This is a genomic window from Gammaproteobacteria bacterium (genome assembly GCA_015709615.1).
Taxonomy (GTDB): domain Bacteria; phylum Pseudomonadota; class Gammaproteobacteria; order Burkholderiales; family Nitrosomonadaceae; genus Nitrosomonas.
Genome location: CP054179.1, coordinates 2297174 through 2315583, shown reverse-complemented (window position 1 = coordinate 2315583; position 18410 = coordinate 2297174). Strand labels below are relative to the sequence as shown.

The window sequence follows — 18410 nt, the reverse complement described above, 5'->3', positions numbered from 1 at the left end:
GTGAGCGCAGCAGTTTTTCAGAGCTTCCTAAGAATAAACCGGAGACTGCATGGCGCTAGCCTGGAACGAAATCAAAGACCGCGCGCTGGCGTTTTCCCGCGACTGGGCCAAAGCGGAATCGGAAGACGCCGACGCCAAGCCGTTCTGGATCGACTTCTTCAACGTGTTTGGCATCAACCAGCGGCGCATCGGCAGTTTCGAGCAAAAGGTCAAAAAACTCGGCGACCGCGACGGTTACATCGATTGGCTGTGGAAAGGCAACCTGCTGATCGAGCACAAATCGCGCGGTAAAGATCTGGATCGCGCCTACCAGCAAGCCATCGATTATTTCCCCGGACTGAAGGAACACGAACTGCCGCGTTTCGTGCTGGTCAGCGACTTTGCGTGCTTCCGCCTGTACGACATGATCGAAGGCACGCAGACCGAATTCCTGCTGAAAGAGCTGTACAAAAACGTCAAGCTGTTCTGGTTCATCGCCGGTTACCAGCCGCAGAAAATCTCGCCGCAAAGCCCGGTCAACGCCAAGGCGGTGCAGCGCATGGCGCGCCTGCACGACCGCCTGAAACAAATCGGCTACACCGGCCACGCACTCGAAGTCTATCTGGTGCGCCTGCTGTTCTGCCTGTTCGCCGAGGACACCGGTATTTTCGAGCGCACCCAGTTCACCGAATTCATCGAGCAGCAAACGCGCGAGGACGGCAGCGATCTCGCGCCGCAACTGGCGCAACTGTTCGACGTGCTCAACACGCCGGAAACCGCACGGCTAAAAAACCTCGACGACACGCTGAGCCGGTTTCCGTACATCAATGGCAAGCTGTTCGAGGAACGCTTGCCGTTCGCCAGCTTCGACCGCGACATGCGCGCCGCGCTGCTGTATTGCTGCGCGATCGACTGGAGCGGCATTTCCCCGGCGATTTTCGGCTCGCTGTTCCAGAACATCATGGATGAAACACCGAACGCGCGGCGCAACCTCGGCGCGCACTACACCACCGAGGAAAACATCCTGAAACTGATCGGCCCGCTGTTCCTCGACGAACTGCGCGCCGGATTCGATAAAATCCGCCACACCGTCAAAAGCCGCACGCAAAACCTGCAAGCCTTCCACGCCAAGCTCGCCGGTCTGAAATTTCTCGACCCGGCATGCGGCTGCGGCAATTTCCTGGTGATCGCGTACCGCGAACTGCGCAAGCTGGAACTGGAAGTGCTGCGCGCACTGCACCACAGCGGCCAGCAAGCGCTCGACATCGCCACCATCATTCAGGTCGACGTCGACCAGTTCCACGGCATCGAAATCGAGGAATTTCCGGTGCAAATCGCACAAGTCGCACTATGGCTGACCGACCACCAGATGAACGCGCTGGTGTCGGAAGAATTTGGTCAGTATTTCATTCGCCTGCCGCTGAAAAAATCCGCGCATATCGTGCACGGCAACGCGCTGCGGCTCGATTGGAACAGCGTCATCGCGGCGGGCAAATGCGATGTTGTGATGGGCAATCCGCCGTTCATTGGAAAAACTTACTTGAACGACGCACAACGCGCCGATGTCGCCACGATTTTCCATGACACCAAGAATGCCGGATTGCTTGATTACGTCGCCTGCTGGTACCGCAAAGCCACTGATTTTATCGCCGCCCATCCGGCGATCCGGGTGGCGTTCGTGTCGACCAACTCGATCACGCAAGGCGAACAGGTCGGCGTATTGTGGCCAGATTTATTGCGGCGCGGCGTGCATTTGCATTTCGCGCACCGCACATTCCAATGGACAAGCGAAGCCACAGGCAGAGCGGCGGTGCATTGCGTCATCATCGGTTTCGGTTTGCAAGAATCCGCGCAGAAAACTATTTTTGAGTATGCCGACATTCAGGGGGAACCGCATGCCGTAGCTGCCAAAAACATCAATCCCTATTTGGTCGACGCCGCCGATGCAGTGCTGGAAAACCGTACCAATCCAATTTGTGATGCGCCAAAAATGATTAATGGCAGCAAACCTGCCGATGGCGGCAATTTGCTATTAAGCGATGAAGAAAAGCACAAGCTTTTAGAGATTGAACCTCAAGCCGAGAAATTCATTCGCCCGTTTCTTGGAGCCGATGAATTTATCAACAATGTTCGACGCTGGTGCTTATGGTTAGTTAGCGTATCACCCAGTGAACTGCGCACCATGCCAGCCGTGATGCAACGTGTCGAAGCCGTTAGGTCTATGCGTTCCGCCAGCAAAGATGCTCAAACCCAAAAAGATGCCGCAACCCCCACGTTATTTCAGAAAATCCGCCAACCTGTAGAACCTTATCTTCTCGTTCCGAGTGTTTCTTCCGAAAACAGGCTTTATGTTCCGATTGGCTATTTGCAACCTGAAATCATCGTCAGTAATCTCGTTTATTCGATTCCCAACGCCACCCTCTACCACTTCGGCATCCTCACTTCCACGATGCACAACGCCTGGATGCGCACGGTTTGTGGGCGCTTGAAAAGCGATTACCGTTATTCCGTCGGCATCGTCTACAACAACTTCCCGTGGCCGGAACCCACCGATACCCAGCGCCAAGCCATCGAAACCGCCGCGCAAGCGGTGCTGGATGCCCGCGCGCAATTTCCAACTTCCACGCTAGCTGACTTGTACGACCCGCTGACGATGCCGCCGGAACTGGTGCGCGCGCACCAGACACTCGACCGCGCTGTCGACGCCGCCTACGGCAAAAAATCATTCGCTTCCGAAGCCGAGCGCGTGGCGTTTCTATTCGAGCGCTACCAAGCAATCACCAGCCTGCTGCCCGCCGCCACAACCCGGAAACCCGGCAAAAAAGCAGCAAAGCAATCCGATCGTGACCCGCATCCTTGAGAATGAGCCCCGCCCCGCGCTCACACTGCGCAGCCGCATCGGCTGGCAAATCCACTACAGCGAGATTATTTTTGACGATCCACCGCATTTGATACTGCAAGCAGTTCCTGATTTTGCGGGCGGCGGTAACGATTTGGCCGAGCGCGGTATCGTTTGGGACGTGTTTGCATTGATCGAATCGATCAAGCAGCCGGGCGCGCACCAAGTATTGACCGCCGATTGCGGTTATGCGCCGGATGTCTACATTGAAGAGTCAGTACTTGTCAGCCACCCGGATAACAACACTGTAATTTGGGAGCTGGACATCGCCGGTCTGCGCCCGGCATTGGACAAAACATTGACCGGCGATCATGAAGGTTTCGTGCGGCTGGTATTTGCGCGCGAGCACTACGAAGCGGACATCCGGGCGTTGGTGCGGGCTTTACAGCATGCGGGATGCGGCCCGGTTCCGGTGTCTTCGCTGGATTCCCGCACGCATGGTTTGCAACGCCTACTCACCGGTTACCCGGCGTGCGATTCACTACCCGTTGACGAACTGGAACCCAACATTGAAGGAATGGCACTGGAACGCCTGCTCGAACTCGACGCAGATGAATCTTGGCCGCACACGCCGCTGCGACCCGCTGGAACGCTGATCGAGTCCGGCTTTTTTTCCGGGTAAGAAAGAGTCTGAATAATGGCTGAAAAAAATACGGCGAACCCATAATTCACCGTATTTTAGGGTGCTGAAGCTAGTAGGACGATTGCTTGGGTGCGGCTGCTGGTGCGGGTGCGGGTGCGGATACAGCTTGTTTGAAATGGTTTACAGCATCTGCGGCCGCTTTCTTGGCCGCTTCAGTATTGCCGCCTTTGCCTTCTTTGATCGCGTCATCCAGGCATTTAATGCCATCATCGATATGCTTGGGGTCGCTTTTCGAGGTTTTATCATTTTTTGCATCGATGGCATGCGTTTTCGCATGCTCGGCATGTTCGGCCACTGCTTTGCCATCAGCCGCAGCGGCCGCAGCTTCAGCGTGCTTAATGGCGTGCACCAGATGGCTTTCCCCGGCTATTGCACTCAGTGAAAAAAGAATCATGATCATGATGCTGGTAAAAAACGTCATTGTTTTTACGCTCATTTTATAACTCCTTTCAAATTAATGGATCGATGGGAGATCGTTTGATCATCCCTCCGCTTTTCATAGTAGAGTGATTGGCGTCATTAATGAATAAGCATTGTGCTTATTTTTCTTGTAGTTATTTGCCTACAAATATAAGGGTGCACACGGATGCTGATGCCAGCGGAAGTTTTAAGGACTCGAATTATTTAACCACCACGTAGGCGGTACTCGATGCCCGTCGACACCGCATCCATTAAAAAACCTGGCAAGCGGCCAGCAGCGTGAAACCAGCCGGATTATTTGGCGATAGTGATACTCGGCACGCCCACGCGCGGGATGTCGGTCACGGTCATCTGGAACAGCAGAAACAATAACTGAAACGCGTCGCGGTTCCAGCGCGCGTAAGGCCCTTTGGTATTGACCGCATAATAGCGGCCATCCCAGCGGATGGAAAAATCGACGTCCGGCGGCGGCGTATCGGATACGATGAATTCCATGGTTAAGTCGGGATTTTCGTTCAACAGTATCGGCGGCGTGCGCGGATCTTTTTCGACGTGATAGCCCATTTCCTCGCCAAGCGCTTTGCCGAGAAAACCGAGTATCGAGTGAAAGCTTCTCAGGCGGAACACACCGCTGATCGGCCATTCCCCGCCGTAGTGCCCGGCACGGATATCAAACGCGATATCGTTGCTGCTGCCGTCCCCCACTTGCTGGCGCAAATTTTCACGGTCTTCGTCGGATAACGTGTTGGGATCGTAGTTGGTGATCAGAATCGGCCCGGCCACTTGTTTGCGCAGCGTATAGGTATTGTCTTGCGGGTTATAGCGCACGGTGAATTCCTTTTGCAGCGCCTGAAAGCCATCCGCCGTGATGGTGCTGGCCGGGATAGTCCAGGTATTGATCAGCGCCAAAGGTTCGGCGTACAACTGATTAAAATCCTGAATCGCCGATAAATGCAGTACTACGCGGCGGAACATTTCATAGCTGGCTTTATTCGCCGGACTGTTGCGGTACGCACCGTTCGGTTGTTTTGTGTCCAACAGGCGCACTTCCTGCGCCATCATGCGCAGCAGCAGATCGACATCAAAACGCTGGCGCAGCAGCAAGGTCAATTTGTTTTGCGGAAACGGCGTCAGCAGCCGCTTGGTAAATTCCTCCCCTTCGATCGGCACGATGCTGATGGTCGGGCTTTCCGCCACACTGCCGCCGAAAACCGGCGAAATCACCGCACCGGCCAGACCACCCGGCGACGGCGTGGCGCCTGCGCTCGCCTGAAAATTAAAAGTTGCCGCGATATTGGAAACGCCGGTGAAATGAATCGGCTGGCGATGATGGGCGCGCACGATATTGATCAGCAATTGCTGCGACACCGCGTCGGTGACGGCTTCGTCATACGCAATCACGGCACGGTTCAGGGCCATTGGCGACAGGCAACCGCTCAGGATGAGCGGAATGAGCGGAATGAACAGCAACGGCCATAATCGCAGCAAACGGTTTTGCCGGTCCGGGCGCGCGCTTTTATAGTCCACCAATCGTCTCACTATCCTAAAGTAATCCTTTCCGGTACAGCGCGCACAGATCCATGGTCAGTGCGACACTACAGTGAATCATAACACCCAGCCAGATACTTTTGCTTTTTAGGCTTAGAAATCCCAACACCACACCGGCAATGATTGCGGCGAAGGTTTCCGGCATCGGTTTGCCGAAATGGATCATGCAATACGGGATCACCATGACAAAAATCGCGTAAAACCCGAAACGCTGTTTGGTGCCGTGCAGAATGAAGCCGCGAAAGAAAAACTCCAGCGCGAGAAATTGCAGGAAATATACGATTTCCCATATAAAAAAATTGGGAAACAAGCTTTCATTCTTGGCCACCCTGTAAAACGGGTAGCGGTCGAGAAAGCTCTCGCTTCCGGAGAAATAAAATACCAGCGGCATCATGATTGCCAGCATGCCGAGATACAGCGGATAGCCCTTGCCGGCATTCTTCAATTTCAAACCGTATTCCGTCAGGCTTTCCTTGAAAACAAACAGAATGATGCCCGCCGGGAAAACGAAGTAAAAGAAAATGATGACCGCTGCCCAGTAAATCAACTGGTGCAATTGCGCGTTGGCATGCTGAAAAAGGAGATTATTCGCTGTCTGCGCCAGTCCGGTCAGATTCAAATCGTGCAAAACGGTAACTGGATAGTGCGCATTGTCCATATAGTATGTGCAGGTGAGGGAGAAAGCGACGGTCAGGCATACCAGCACCACCTTGATATCGATTTTGCTGAAATCTTTCTGCAAAGACCGCAGTGAGCTGATCTCCGACTTCAGAAAGGTCAATGAAAAAAGTCTGCTATTGATCATCTTCAATCTATAAACCGGTTAAATGTGGAACTTAGAAGCGCTTTCTCTTTTGGTTTGCGGGAGAAATCATGGCAAATGACTTGTCATTTTTTGTGAGTGTTTCACATGGATGAAATATTTTTAAACCGGGATCAATAATATTCAGGCCGGGCGAGGCTTTCAAAACACGTGTATTGGCCCAGGAAAGCCAAATCGACTTTACCGATCGGGCCGTTACGCTGCTTGCCGATGATGATTTCCGCGATGCCTTTGTCGGGTGAATCGGGGTTATACACTTCGTCACGGTAAATAAACAGAATCACGTCGGCGTCTTGCTCGATTGCGCCGGATTCGCGCAGATCGGACATCACCGGCCGTTTGTTGGGGCGTTGTTCAAGGCTGCGGTTAAGCTGCGATAGCGCGATCAACGGTACTTTCAGTTCTTTCGCCAGCCCTTTTAACGCGCGTGATATTTCGGAAATTTCCGTGGCGCGGTTTTCTCCCTGGCCAGTGGACGACATCAGTTGCAAATAATCGACCACGATTAAACCGAGTTCGCCGTACTGGCGGTACAGCCGCCGGGCGCGCGCGCGCAGTTCCAAGGCATTCAGCGCGGCGGTCTCATCGATATAAATCGGCGCTTCGTTCAGCTTTCCCAATGCATGCGTAAGTTTCGGCCAATCGTCGTCGTCCAGCCGTCCAGTGCGCACTTTGTGCTGATCGAGCTTGCCAACCGAACCCAGCATCCGCATGGCCAGCTGCGCGCCGCCCATTTCCATACTGAATACCGCCACCGGCTTGTTTAATTCCAACGCGACATGCTCGGCGATATTCAGCGAAAACGCGGTTTTACCCATCGACGGGCGGCCCGCAACGATGATCAGATCGCCCGGCTGGAACCCGGAGGTTTTCTGGTCGAGATCGTGAAAACCGGAGGCGATGCCGGTGACGTTGCTGGGATTATCCTGGCTGTAAAGCAGCTCAATCCGCTCCACCACTTGTTTCAACAACGGCTGAATGCCGACAAAACCCTCCTTGCCGCGCGCGCCTTCCTCGGCGATTTCAAACACCTTGGCTTCCGCTTCATCGAGCAAATCCGCCGCGGAACGCCCGACCGGGTTATACGCCGAATCCGTGATCTGCACGCCGATTTGCGCCAGATTACGCATGATGGCGCGTTCCCGGACGATTTCCGCGTAGCGTTTGATATTCGCCGCCGATGGCGTGTTTTGCACGATGGTACCGATATACGCCAGACCACCAACGGTTTGCAGTTCCGCGGAATTCTCCATGGATTCGGCCACGGTAATCACGTCCGCCGGTTTGTTTTGCTCGATCAGCTTGCAAATGTGGTGATAGATCAGACGGTGATCGTGGCGGTAAAAATCGCTGTCGGTGATGATGTCGGCCACTTTTTCCCAGGCGTTATTGTCCAACATCAACCCGCCTAGCACCGATTGCTCGCTTTCTATTGAGTGCGGCGGTGTTTTATAGGAGTCGAGAAACTGCTCTTGATGGAGACTGATCGGTGATTGCGCCATAGGATTTGGAAACACGCTTGAAGGATGCCCGATTTTATCACTTACGAACGGCAAATAAAAAAGGACTACCGGGATAGTCCTTTTTTAAAAACGCAACAGCTTGGAAGTGATGCGATTACATCGAGGCTTCGCCCAATACCGACACGGTGATATTGGCGGCCACATCGCTGCTCAGCGCAATAGTCAGCGGATAATCGCCAACTTGTTTCAATTGTCCATTCGGCATGCGGATCATCGATCTTTCGACCGTAAAACCGAGTCCGGCCAGCGCTTCGGCGATATTGGCATTGGTTACCGAACCGAACAATTTGCCATCGCTGCCGACTTTCTGTGTAATCTGCACCAGCAGTCCGTCGAGCTTGGCCGCAACGGCTTGCGCCGCAGCCAAAGCGGCCGCCTGTTTTTTCTCCAGTTCGGCACGCCGGGATTGAAACTCGGCGATGGCCTGCTCGGTTGCGCGTTTTGCTTTGCCTTGCGGAATCAGATAGTTGCGCGCAAAACCGCTTTTGACCTTAACGATGTCGCCCAGCTGCCCTAAATTAGTCACTTTTTCCATCAATATAATTTGCATTGTAATTACTCCTTAGTGACGATCAGTGTAAGGCAATAACGCCAGAAAACGCGCACGCTCGATCGCTGTGCCGAGCTGGCGCTGGTAGAAAGAAGTCGTACCAGTAATACGCGCCGGAATGATCTTGCCGTTTTCGCTGATAAAATCTTTCAATATGCCAATATCTTTATAGTCCACCTGTTTGATGCCTTCCGCGGTGAAACGGCAAAACTTCTTGCGTTTGAATAACGGGCGGTTGGCTTTCTTTTCTCTTTCCTTGTCCTTGCTGTCTTTGCGTCTGGTAAAACGTGTCATGTTAATTCCTATTGTCTGATTAAATAAGCTCGATATGTTCGGTATGTAAAACCAATTGCGCGCTCATATAACTTTTCCTGTTGAGAAATCCGGTCAGCTTGACCATGCTGTCAAGCTTGAATCCGGCAATAGTAAGCGCCAATGGTCCCAATGCAACCACAAGAACATCCAGTATTATTTGCCGAACTACACCGGCCTCTTTTTGCCGGGATGCATGATTGATCGTAAATTCAATCACAGCCACTCCGGCAGGGGTGTAGCGCAGAACGCCCAGTTTGGCAATTTTTCCACAAATGACGGTGCGGTTACATTCCAATTGCAATTTTTTTACGCAGAGGCACCGGACTCTTCTGGCAGATCATCCGATTCCGATTCGTCAGCGCCTGCTTCCGCAGCACCTGCTCCCGCAGAACTCGCTCTTTCTCTTTCCTCTTGACGCATCATCACCGACGGCTCGGTAATGGGGCCATCAACCTTGATAGTCAGGTGCCGCAGCACAGCGTCGCTGAATTTGAATGCATGATCCAGATCGTCCAGCGCTTCTTGATTGCACTCGATATTCATCAGCACATAATGCGCTTTATGGACTTTCTGAATCAGATAGGCAAGCTGACGCCGTCCCCAATCTTCCACGCGATGAATCTTGCCGTTTTTCGCGGTGACAATACCGCGGTAACGTTCGATCATGGCAGGTACTTGCTCACTTTGATCGGGATGAACAATAAAAACGATTTCGTAATGTCGCATAATTTCCTTTTGGGTAAAGTCTCCCATCATTTCCATGTGGTGAGACAAGGTTGAAAAGGCGGTAATTTTAATGAATTATTAAGGCAATAGCAATTGCTATTCAAATAATTGCGATTCTGTTATTCGCCTTGCGGCTGAGCTGGTAAAATTTGCGCACTACGCACGGGTATCCGGCATTTGTTATAATCGCTCCCGCAACAATTAAACCGATAGCCAGTACAAACAAAGAGTTAAAAACTATGCTGCTGATGATAGACAACTACGATTCTTTTACCTATAACTTGGTGCAATATTTCTCCGAGCTAGGTGAAAAGGTTGTGGTATACCGTAACGACGAAATCACGCTGGGTAAAATTGCACAATTGAATCCCGAACGGATCGTGATTTCTCCCGGTCCCTGCACACCCAATGAAGCAGGCGTATCGTTAGCCGTGATCAACCAATTCAGCCAGAATATTCCGGTGCTAGGCGTTTGCCTGGGACACCAAAGCATCGGGCAAGCATTCGGCGGGCGGGTCGTTCATGCCAAGCAACTGATGCACGGCAAAACATCATCTATTTTTCATCATAATACCGGCGTTTTTCGCGGCTTACCCAATCCGTTCACTGCAACCCGTTATCATTCCCTGGTCGTGGAACGCTCGACACTGCCGGATTGCCTTGAAGTCACCGCGTGGACTGAAGACGGCGAGATCATGGGGATCCGCCACAAGACGCTTGCGATCGAAGGCATTCAGTTTCACCCCGAATCGATTCTGAGCGAGCATGGCCATCAAATGCTCGAAAACTTCCTTACCCGGCAATAAGTTCGCATCGAAAAGGTATTTATTTTAATGACGCCGCAAGAAGCCCTTCAGCGCATTATCGCGCATCAGGAAATTATGCATGACGACATGGTTTCCTTAATGCGCCAGATAATGCAAGGCGATATTTCACCGGTGCTTATCGCCGCGATCATCACCGGTCTGCGGGTCAAACGGGAAACGATTGTGGAAATCACCGCAGCGGCGCAAGTGATGCGCGAATTTGCCAGCAAAGTCGCCGTTCCCGATCACACGCATTTGGTGGATACCTGTGGCACGGGTGGAGACTCCTTGCACACCTTCAATATTTCCACGGCAGCGGCATTTGTCGCCGCGGCGGCGGGCGCGCGTGTCGCTAAACATGGCGGGCGGTCGGTTTCGAGCAAATCCGGCAGCGCGGATGTACTGGAAGCGCTCGGCGTCAATCTCAACCAAACACCATCCCAGGTTGCTCAGTGCATCCATGAAACCGGTGCCGGTTTCATGTTTGCACCCAACTATCATGCGGCCATGAAGCATGCCGCTCCAGTGCGGCGCGAACTCGGTATCAAAACCTTATTCAACATTCTCGGCCCCCTCACCAACCCCGCCAATGCAAAGCGGCAAGTTTTGGGTGTGTTCAATGCAGATCTGGTTGAAACCTTGGCGCACGTGCTGCAGCGACTGGGCAGCGAACATGTATTGATCGTGCATGGCAGCGACGGATTAGATGAAATCACCATCACCGGCGAAACGCGCATCGGTGAGTTGAAAAACGGTCAAGTCAACGTGTATACCGTGAGACCGGAAGATTTTGGTTTGAAAACTTCACCCATCGAGGCTATTCAAGTCACCAATAGCGAACACGCCAAAACAATGTTGCTCTCGGTATTGGAAAACACCGCCGGAACGGCGCGCGATATCGTGCTGATGAATGCCGGCGCGGCGATTTATACTGCGGGAGTTACCGACACGCTTGCGCAAGGCGTTCAATCTGCGCTGCGTGCTATCGAGAGCGGCGCAGCACTGAAGAAACTGCATGACCTGGTGGAATTTACTCGCAGAAATTCTATTTAAGACCACAATGTCCGACATTCTAAAAAAAATCCTCACCGTTAAGAAACAAGAGATCAGTGCTGCCAAGGCATTAAAACCTTATGCGCAATTGCTTCAAGAAGCGCAATCCGCATCACCCGCGCGCGACTTCGCGGGGGCAATCAGGGCCAAAATCAACGCCGGTCACTCAGCGGTCATCGCCGAAATCAAACAGGCAAGCCCCAGCAAAGGCGTACTGCGCGGACACGCCAGCGGCGCAACCGGCAATTCGCATGAATTCCTGCCCGCAGAAATAGCCAAAACATATGCACAGCACGGCGCCGCATGTCTTTCGGTATTGACGGATAAACAGTTTTTCATGGGCAGCCCGGAATATTTGCAAGCGGCGCGCGCCGCCTGTTCGCTACCAGTTTTGCGTAAAGATTTCATTCTGGACGAGTATCAGATTGCAGAAGCGCGCGCCATGGGCGCCGACTGCATTTTATTGATTGTCAGCGCTTTCGTAATGGAATTCGGCGACGAATCCGGCAATGCTTCCCATAATCCTTTGCAACAAATGGCTGCACTCGAAAAATTGTCCCATTCACTGGGCATGGCAGTTTTGGTTGAAGTTCACGATGCGAATGAATTGGAGCTGGCACTGCGACTCGACACACCGTTGGTCGGTATCAACAACCGTAATTTGCGGACTTTTGATACTTCCCTCGATACCACGCTGAAACTGCTTAACCGGATTCCATCCGGCAAAATTGTCGTTACCGAAAGTGGTATCCATACCCCAACAGATGTCGCACGCATGCGGTCTCACCAAGTTAACGCCTTCCTTGTCGGAGAAGCATTTATGCGTGCGGATGATCCCGGCATTGAATTAGCACGATTATTTTCCTGATCCAGCTTTTACAAATATAAAACTTCCGCAAAATGCAATGAATAGGCAAGCAAGATAGCTCTTTGTTTCCTCAAGATTTATCGAGAAATGTCGTAAAAAATTCCTGACGAGTTTAATTCAGGAGTTCAAAATGCTACAGCACAACCAAAGAAAATTATCGGATTGGGTTAATTTTCTTACCGCAGCAGAAATTCCTGTTCTCAAACAGACTGCACGTAATCTGGCGCTTCTCCAGCAAAATGAGCAGCACCTTAATTCACGCAGCTTTGCTCAAGTCGTAAAAAATGATCCGCTCATGACTGTGAAGCTGCTACGCCACATGCAACAGCACAAGCACCGCGCGCAACAACACGATGTTATGGAGGTCGAGCAAATCATATTGATGCTTGGACTTGAAAGCACTCTGAATAAAATACCCGCAAAACCTTTGGTAGAAGAAGTTCTGGGGCGCGGCAATATGAACGCGCTGGTATATTTGCTAAAAACCACGCACCGTGCAAACCTTGCCTCCACCTACGCTTTTGACTGGGCAGTCCGTCTGCATGATTTGCATTTTGCCGAGATCCGGCTGGCTGCATTATTGCACGATATCGCCGAAATGCTGATGTGGTGCTTTTCCCCTGCTGAGATGCTGAAAATCAAACAATTACAAAAACAAAACAAATCACTTCGCAGCACTGTAGCACAAGAAAAGATACTCGGTTTTTCTTTGTATCAACTCCAGCTAGAACTTGCGATTAAATGGAAATTACCCGAATTATTAATTACCCTCATGGACGATAACAATTCAAATTTACAGAGAGTCCGTAATGTTGTTTTAGCAGTAGATTTAGCCCGGCATGCCGCCAACGGCTGGAATGATGCCGCATTACCCGATGATTATGAAAATATAGCCAAGCTTCTGCACATGCAACCATCCGATGTCATGACTATAGTAGGCGCCAGCAAGCAAACGGAAGTCGCTCACAGCCACTGATAAATTTCAAAGGGTCTTAGGAAGTTAAAGCGGGTTTAAACGTAACAATTTAAGAATTTCATGATAGAGATTATCACGGCGATGATTAAAACGAAATTCGGTTTCTTTCAAGTGCAGGTAGAAAGTATGTTCGGGCACACCATTGAACTTGGCCAAACGTCTTTTAGCAAAACTCCAGAAAGACTCGATACCATTAATATGCCGCTCGCCACTGGCAAACTCATTGTCACCATGGTGAACCCTGAAGTGCTTATCAAAGCCGATATCGACCAATCCGTCATAACCACGCCATCCATCGGAATGGATTACGGTATCGGGCGCTACATGCCCACGGATAATGGCTTGCAATGTCGCTTTAGAGCAATCTGGAACAATCTCTGTATAAACTTTTCCTTGGCGTTTAAGCACACCAAAGACTATTGTTTTGCCATAAGCGCCCCGCCCCCTTTTACCCCTGACTCGCTGGGCACCAAAGTAAGACTCATCAACTTCTACAGAACCTTGCAGAGGGGATTCAAGTTCGCAATTCTGGGCAATTCGCTGTCGTATTTTAAGATAAATGGTATTGACGGATCGGATAGAAATGCCGGTCAATTGGGCTGTGTCAGTAGCAGTAAAATCCATCGAAAAACATCGAATAAGTTGCCTGAATTTTGCTTCTCTGATTCGAGAACGAAAATAGTATCTGTTTTTAGCATTCATCTCAGAAAGTTAGCACACTTTAGTAAGTGCTTAACTTCCTAAGACCCATTTCAAAATACCTACATTATCTTTGGTGCCGACACCAAGAATCGAACTCGGGACCTTCTGATTACAAAACTTATTTACAAATTCCAGTTACATATAAATCAATCACTTACAATGCTTGCCAAGCATAAAAACTGTCTCATACAACCACAAACGGTGACACTTACAGAGCAGATTGGCACAAATTTGACACAGTTAATTTCGCATCTTATTTCGTTCTCGCAAAACGATGTTCCTTTGATAACTATCATTAACATAAATACCTAAGATCATTCTTCCCAAGGATTGATGACAGGCACTCCGGCAGCGACAAAAGGCGCAGTATCTCGCGTCGCTATGGTGAATCCATGTACGACCGCGATTGCGGCAATCTGACCGTCTGCCACAGAGATGAGGCGACCACTAGTTCTAGCTCGACCGACTATGGGCGCATATACTATCGCAGCCTGTTGGTCGAATGATAGTATGCGCGACCCAAAAAGCCTCTCCATCAGTTTCCTCAATGCGATATCAAGTCCTTCTTTACGCTTGCCATCCGGCAGGATTTCAATGCCGATCAGCAATTCGGAAAGGCTTGTTGCTGTCAGATACAGTGTCTCTGCCGTCTGCCGATCAAGCCAAGTTTGAACGGCGGGATTGCCATTGAGTTTCATTGGCTCGGATATGACATTCGTATCCAGAACGATCATTCGAACACTGCCGGATCAGTCGGTGTCTGATCACGAGTGTCATTAAAATCAAGCTCTCCAAAGGATTGACCAAAAGCAGCGAGTTCTGATCCGATTTTGACACGCGTCTTAGGACGCACTGCCTCCTCCAGGATTTCCCGGATTTCAGCTTCGGTGCTACGTCCATGTTGAGCAGCACGCAGTTTAAGCGCGCGATGCGTTTCTTCAGGCAAATTACGAACAGTAACAACAGACATTTGACTTCACTCCTTATCATGCGATATCAATGATAGCACATATTAAAAAATGACATCAATCCTTGATGTGCGCTCATTCAGTGCAATGGAACAGAGTTATTCGAAACTAGGGTAATCCCCCCAAAAATTGAACGAGCAAAGCAGTAGAATTTTCTATCCTAGACGAAGTGGAATTTTACTGATGAAGAAACAGCGATATACGGAAAACCAGATCATGCAGATATTGAAGCAAGCTGAAGGAGGAATTCCTGTGGCTGATTTATGCCGAGAATATAGAATGAGTAATGCAAGTTTTTATAAATGGCGCAGCAAGTATGGTGGGATGGATGCTGACTTACTATCTGAAATGAAGGCGATGGCTGAGGAAAACAAACGGTTAAAGCGGATGTATGCGGAAAGCCAGATGCAGAATGAGCTATTGAAGGAGGCACTTGAAAAAAAGTGGTAAAGCCCTCACAGCGCAAGGTGATGGCACAGTGGGCAGTACAGGATAAGTCCGTTAGTATCGTTTTGGCGTGTGCAACATTTTGCATTTCTGAGACCTGCTATCGTTATCGACCAATGCGCAACGATGAGAACGAGGAAATTGCCGATTGGTTACTCCGTTTGACGGCTTGCCACAAGCGCTGGGGCTTTGGTTTGTGTTTCCTATATTTGCGTAATGTGAAGGGTTTTGGATGGAATCACAAACGGGTGTATCGTATTTACCGTGAACTGGAATTAAATTTACGAATTAAGCCGCGCAAGCGATTAAAGCGGGGTAAGCCCGAGCCATTGGCTGTGCCAGAACGGCCCAATGACACATGGTCGATGGATTTCATGGCTGATCAACTCACCAATGGCAGATCTTTTCGAACTTCTAATGTGCTGGATGACTTCAACCGTGAAGGGTTGGGAATCGAAGTGGATGTATCGCTTCCATCAGAACGCGTTACACGCGCTCTGGATCGGATTATTGAATGGCGCGGCAAACCCCAAAAGATTCGTTGTGATAACGGGCCCGAAAATATCAGTAGCACTCTTTGTTGTTGGGCAGAGAAGCAGGGTATCCAGCTTGATTACATTCAGCCAGGAAAACCACAACAGAATGCTTATATAGAACGCTATAACAGAACTGTTCGCCATGAATGGCTGGAGATGAAGACTTTGCAACCATTGAAGAGGCGCAACTCACTGTGACACAGTGGTTGTGGATTTACAATAATGAACGTCCGAGCATGGCGCTTGGAGGTATAACACCAGCCATGAAGTTGGCAGAAGCTTTTAAATTAAAACTCTCTACTGCATGCTCCTGTTAAAAATGGGGGGGATTACCATGATACAAATCATCGGAATTACAGGAAGTCTACGTAGCGGTTCGTACAATACTGCACTGCTCTACGTATGGCCGCAGGACTAATGCCGAACGAAGCCAAGTTGGAGATCGCGACACTCAAAGGCATTCCGCTCTATGATGAAGATATCGAGGTCAATGAAGGTATTCCTCAAACAGTTATTGTGCTGCAAGAACAAATTGCTGCTGCGGATGGATTATTGCTGGCTACCCCAGAATACAATAATTCCATACCGGGCGTGCTCAAAAATGCGATTGACTGGCTATCTCGGCCACCAAGCAGTATTGCACGAACTTTCGGTGACCGTCCGGTTGCACTGATGGGAGCGTCGCCCGGCGGATTTGGCACAGTCCTGTCTCAGAATGCCTGGCTCCCTGTGCTACGGGCATTAGGCATGCGTCCATGGTTCGGTGGACGGTTGCTCATATCACGAGCACATCACGTCTTCAATGAATCGGGTGAAATGGTAGATGAGGCAGCACGTGAGCAACTCCGAAGTTTTCTTGCTGGGTTCGCCGAGTTCATCCAAGCTAGTAGCAGCCGATCTGGAGATTGAGTGTTGCCAGAACCATTTGGCTATGTGCTTGCTCAGCGTAACGGGCGCCCGAAGCGGGATGCCTGCAGGGTGACATCTGCACGCTCCCAAGCTTTTTTGAAGCGCGCTTCGATAAGCCTTGCCTGATCATCCTTTTTTTGCGCGCGCAATGCCTGTATCAGTCCGTAGAGCGCCCAACCATTGTTACGATTTCGCCGCAAGTCTTCCCAGTAAACGGTTTCCGCTTCAGTTGGCTGACCTGCTTCCAGCAAGATAGCGCCCAGTGCCAAGCGTGGCGGGAGATGAAATTCCGACGGCTCTGTATATACCAGGGCATCCTCTAGGCGAACCGCTTTTTCAAGGTATGCAATAGCCTGATCGAATTGACCGTGAGCAGCGGCAATTTCACCTGCCAGCACTTCAGGTGCGATACTAAGTATGGTGCTGGTAGTATTTTTAGACAACAGCGAATTGTCTAGTGACGGGTTTTTCATGATCTTGCGCAGCGCTATTAACTCCTGCTCAGCTTGTAGCGGTTGCCTCATCGCAACAAATGCTAGACCGCGTACATAATGCCAGCTCCCGGTCAAGAATGGATTGGTTGACGGTGGCGCAGGTTGTTCAAGAATTTCTTGCCAATGTCCAAACCTGGCTAATGCCCAATAAGGTGTCACGCGAAAAATTGCCGTCAATGGAATCGCTTTTAGCACTTCATCGTCAATCTTGCCAGCAGCCTGTTTGGCAGATTCAATCGCAATCTCGCTTTGACCATCCATTGTGGCTGCGAACCAGAGAAAGTGAATGTTGTGCGGATAATAGACCATCGGGTATAACCCTTGAGCATGGCATTGCGTGATGTAATTTTCGTCTGCCGCGATTGCCAATTGATTGCTTTTCATGGAATCGGCGTAGCGTCCGACCCGCTGATAAATATGCGATGCCATGTGTATCATGTGCCCTGCCGCCGGCATTAAGTTCAGCAAAGTGTCGGCTGCCTTCTCTGCACGCTCGGGTGTACTGGTCGGCTCAATCAGATGAATGTACATGTGCAGCGCGCCAGGATGTTGCGGATTGCGCCGTAATACATCTTCAGTAAGCGCGACGATTTCGGCTGTGCCTTCATACGGAGTACCGTCCAGCATCCAGTAACCCCAGGGACGCAGATCCATCATGGACTCGACATACAGCATCGCGATATCCGCATCATCCGGAAAACGCTGATGCACTTCCCGCATTGCCTGCGCGTAAGCCTTATCATTCGTTGCTCTGTGTTCGGTTTTTCCTGAATAGCGCTTTTCCAGTGCGCCGATAAGTGCTTGCTCCCTTGGTGAAGCATTCATCATCAGTGACTTTGCTTGCTGCATAATTTCCAAAGCCTGTGGTTCTTCGTTCGGCTCCATCATAGCGTTGATATTAGGACCGAGTACGAGAGCCTGGCCCCAGTAAGCCATCGCAAGTCCGGGGGCAAGCCTTGCCGCTTCGCGAAATGCGCGGCGCGCCTCAGCATGATTGAATGCATACGCTAGATTGAGGCCCTGGTTGATATATTGCTGTGCCAGTGGATTGCGTGTACTGACTGGAAATGTGTGCGTACCCAGATTTTGCAGTCTAGGTATAAGCTGTCCGTCTGATTCAGTTGCTGCAAATGATTCAAAAGTACTTGCGACAACCAGGGTCAGAGTTAGTATTGCAAGGCGAAAAGTATGGGGTTGCATAATCATTACTCCCTTGATGAAAAAT

18 protein-coding genes and 2 pseudogenes are annotated in these 18410 nt (G+C 50.6%); 8 read left to right on the top strand and 12 right to left on the bottom strand.

The features are described 5' to 3' along the window. The first annotated feature begins 49 nt into the window (after positions 1-49). Together HRU77_11120 and HRU77_11115 are read left to right on the top strand one after the other, a co-directional pair. A complete protein-coding gene (locus HRU77_11120) occupies positions 50-2839 on the top strand; it encodes a class I SAM-dependent DNA methyltransferase (GenBank protein QOJ21189.1) in 2790 nt (929 codons plus the stop codon). Continuing rightward, positions 2823-3500 (top strand): hypothetical protein, encoded by a 678-nt coding sequence (locus HRU77_11115; protein QOJ21188.1) that lies wholly within the window; start codon positions 2823-2825, stop codon positions 3498-3500. Before HRU77_11120 ends, HRU77_11115 begins: the two co-directional genes overlap by 17 nt. Positions 3501-3570: 70 nt before the next feature. On the opposite strand, the gene HRU77_11110 is transcribed toward HRU77_11115, so the two are convergent. From HRU77_11110 to rpsF, 8 genes are all read right to left on the bottom strand, one after another. Then, positions 3571-3957: a hypothetical protein gene (locus tag HRU77_11110; protein QOJ21187.1), complete on the bottom strand. Its 387-nt coding sequence runs from the start codon at positions 3955-3957 to the stop codon at positions 3571-3573. A 278-nt stretch (positions 3958-4235) separates the two neighbouring features. Beyond that, positions 4236-5468, bottom strand: a complete 1233-nt coding sequence (locus HRU77_11105; protein QOJ22148.1) for a hypothetical protein — start codon at positions 5466-5468, stop codon at positions 4236-4238. Between the two features lie 16 nt (positions 5469-5484). Then, positions 5485-6270 (bottom strand): CPBP family intramembrane metalloprotease, encoded by a 786-nt coding sequence (locus HRU77_11100; protein QOJ21186.1) that lies wholly within the window; start codon positions 6268-6270, stop codon positions 5485-5487. Between the two features lie 155 nt (positions 6271-6425). Continuing rightward, a complete protein-coding gene (gene dnaB / locus HRU77_11095) occupies positions 6426-7814 on the bottom strand; it encodes a replicative DNA helicase (GenBank protein ID QOJ21185.1) in 1389 nt (462 codons plus the stop codon). A 115-nt stretch (positions 7815-7929) separates the two neighbouring features. Next, positions 7930-8385 carry a 50S ribosomal protein L9 gene (locus tag HRU77_11090; protein QOJ21184.1) on the bottom strand — a complete coding sequence of 152 codons (456 nt, stop codon included), beginning with the start codon at positions 8383-8385 and terminating at the stop codon, positions 7930-7932. A gap of 12 nt (positions 8386-8397) precedes the next feature. Continuing rightward, positions 8398-8679, bottom strand: a complete 282-nt coding sequence (locus HRU77_11085) for a 30S ribosomal protein S18 (protein QOJ21183.1) — start codon at positions 8677-8679, stop codon at positions 8398-8400. Positions 8680-8698: 19 nt separating this feature from the next. Continuing rightward, a complete protein-coding gene (gene priB, locus HRU77_11080) occupies positions 8699-8995 on the bottom strand; it encodes a primosomal replication protein N (protein QOJ22147.1) in 297 nt (98 codons plus the stop codon). An 11-nt stretch (positions 8996-9006) separates the two neighbouring features. Next, a complete protein-coding gene (gene rpsF / locus HRU77_11075; GenBank protein QOJ21182.1) occupies positions 9007-9426 on the bottom strand; it encodes a 30S ribosomal protein S6 in 420 nt (139 codons plus the stop codon). A 239-nt stretch (positions 9427-9665) separates the two neighbouring features. Between rpsF and HRU77_11070 the strand changes: the two genes are divergently transcribed. The 4 genes from HRU77_11070 (at position 9666) to HRU77_11055 (ending at position 13129) form a co-directional block, all read left to right on the top strand. After that, the gene (locus HRU77_11070) at positions 9666-10232 is read left to right on the top strand and encodes an aminodeoxychorismate/anthranilate synthase component II (protein ID QOJ21181.1); all 567 of its coding nucleotides are present in this window, start codon (positions 9666-9668) and stop codon (positions 10230-10232) included. Between the two features lie 27 nt (positions 10233-10259). Continuing rightward, entirely contained in the window at positions 10260-11285 is a 1026-nt protein-coding gene (gene trpD, locus HRU77_11065; protein QOJ21180.1) for an anthranilate phosphoribosyltransferase, read from the top strand. A gap of 7 nt (positions 11286-11292) precedes the next feature. Then, positions 11293-12153 carry an indole-3-glycerol phosphate synthase TrpC gene (gene trpC / locus HRU77_11060; GenBank protein QOJ21179.1) on the top strand — a complete coding sequence of 287 codons (861 nt, stop codon included), beginning with the start codon at positions 11293-11295 and terminating at the stop codon, positions 12151-12153. 130 nt (positions 12154-12283) lie between these two features. After that, positions 12284-13129, top strand: a complete 846-nt coding sequence (locus HRU77_11055) for an HDOD domain-containing protein (protein QOJ21178.1) — start codon at positions 12284-12286, stop codon at positions 13127-13129. Between the two features lie 24 nt (positions 13130-13153). Here the strand turns inward: HRU77_11055 and HRU77_11050 are convergent, their stop codons facing one another. The 3 genes from HRU77_11050 to HRU77_11040 all read right to left on the bottom strand — a co-directional run bounded on the left by HRU77_11050 (position 13154) and on the right by HRU77_11040 (position 14801). Beyond that, positions 13154-13831 carry an IS1595 family transposase gene (locus tag HRU77_11050; GenBank protein ID QOJ21177.1) on the bottom strand — a complete coding sequence of 226 codons (678 nt, stop codon included), beginning with the start codon at positions 13829-13831 and terminating at the stop codon, positions 13154-13156. A gap of 314 nt (positions 13832-14145) precedes the next feature. Continuing rightward, the gene (locus HRU77_11045; protein QOJ21176.1) at positions 14146-14565 is read right to left on the bottom strand and encodes a type II toxin-antitoxin system VapC family toxin; all 420 of its coding nucleotides are present in this window, start codon (positions 14563-14565) and stop codon (positions 14146-14148) included. Beyond that, a complete protein-coding gene (locus HRU77_11040; GenBank protein ID QOJ21175.1) occupies positions 14562-14801 on the bottom strand; it encodes an Arc family DNA-binding protein in 240 nt (79 codons plus the stop codon). The genes HRU77_11045 and HRU77_11040 overlap by 4 nt, the downstream gene beginning before the upstream one ends. A 181-nt stretch (positions 14802-14982) precedes the next feature. On the opposite strand from HRU77_11040, the pseudogene HRU77_11035 reads away from it, so the two are divergent. After that, positions 14983-16099, top strand: a pseudogene (locus tag HRU77_11035) (IS3 family transposase). 17 nt (positions 16100-16116) lie between these two features. Further along, positions 16117-16691, top strand: a pseudogene (locus HRU77_11030) (NAD(P)H-dependent oxidoreductase). A 32-nt stretch (positions 16692-16723) separates the two neighbouring features. Here HRU77_11030 and HRU77_11025 read toward each other — a convergent pair. Next, on the bottom strand, positions 16724-18385 hold the full coding sequence (locus tag HRU77_11025; protein ID QOJ21174.1) for a hypothetical protein: 1662 nt from the start codon (positions 18383-18385) through the stop codon (positions 16724-16726). Positions 18386-18410 lie beyond the last annotated feature (25 nt).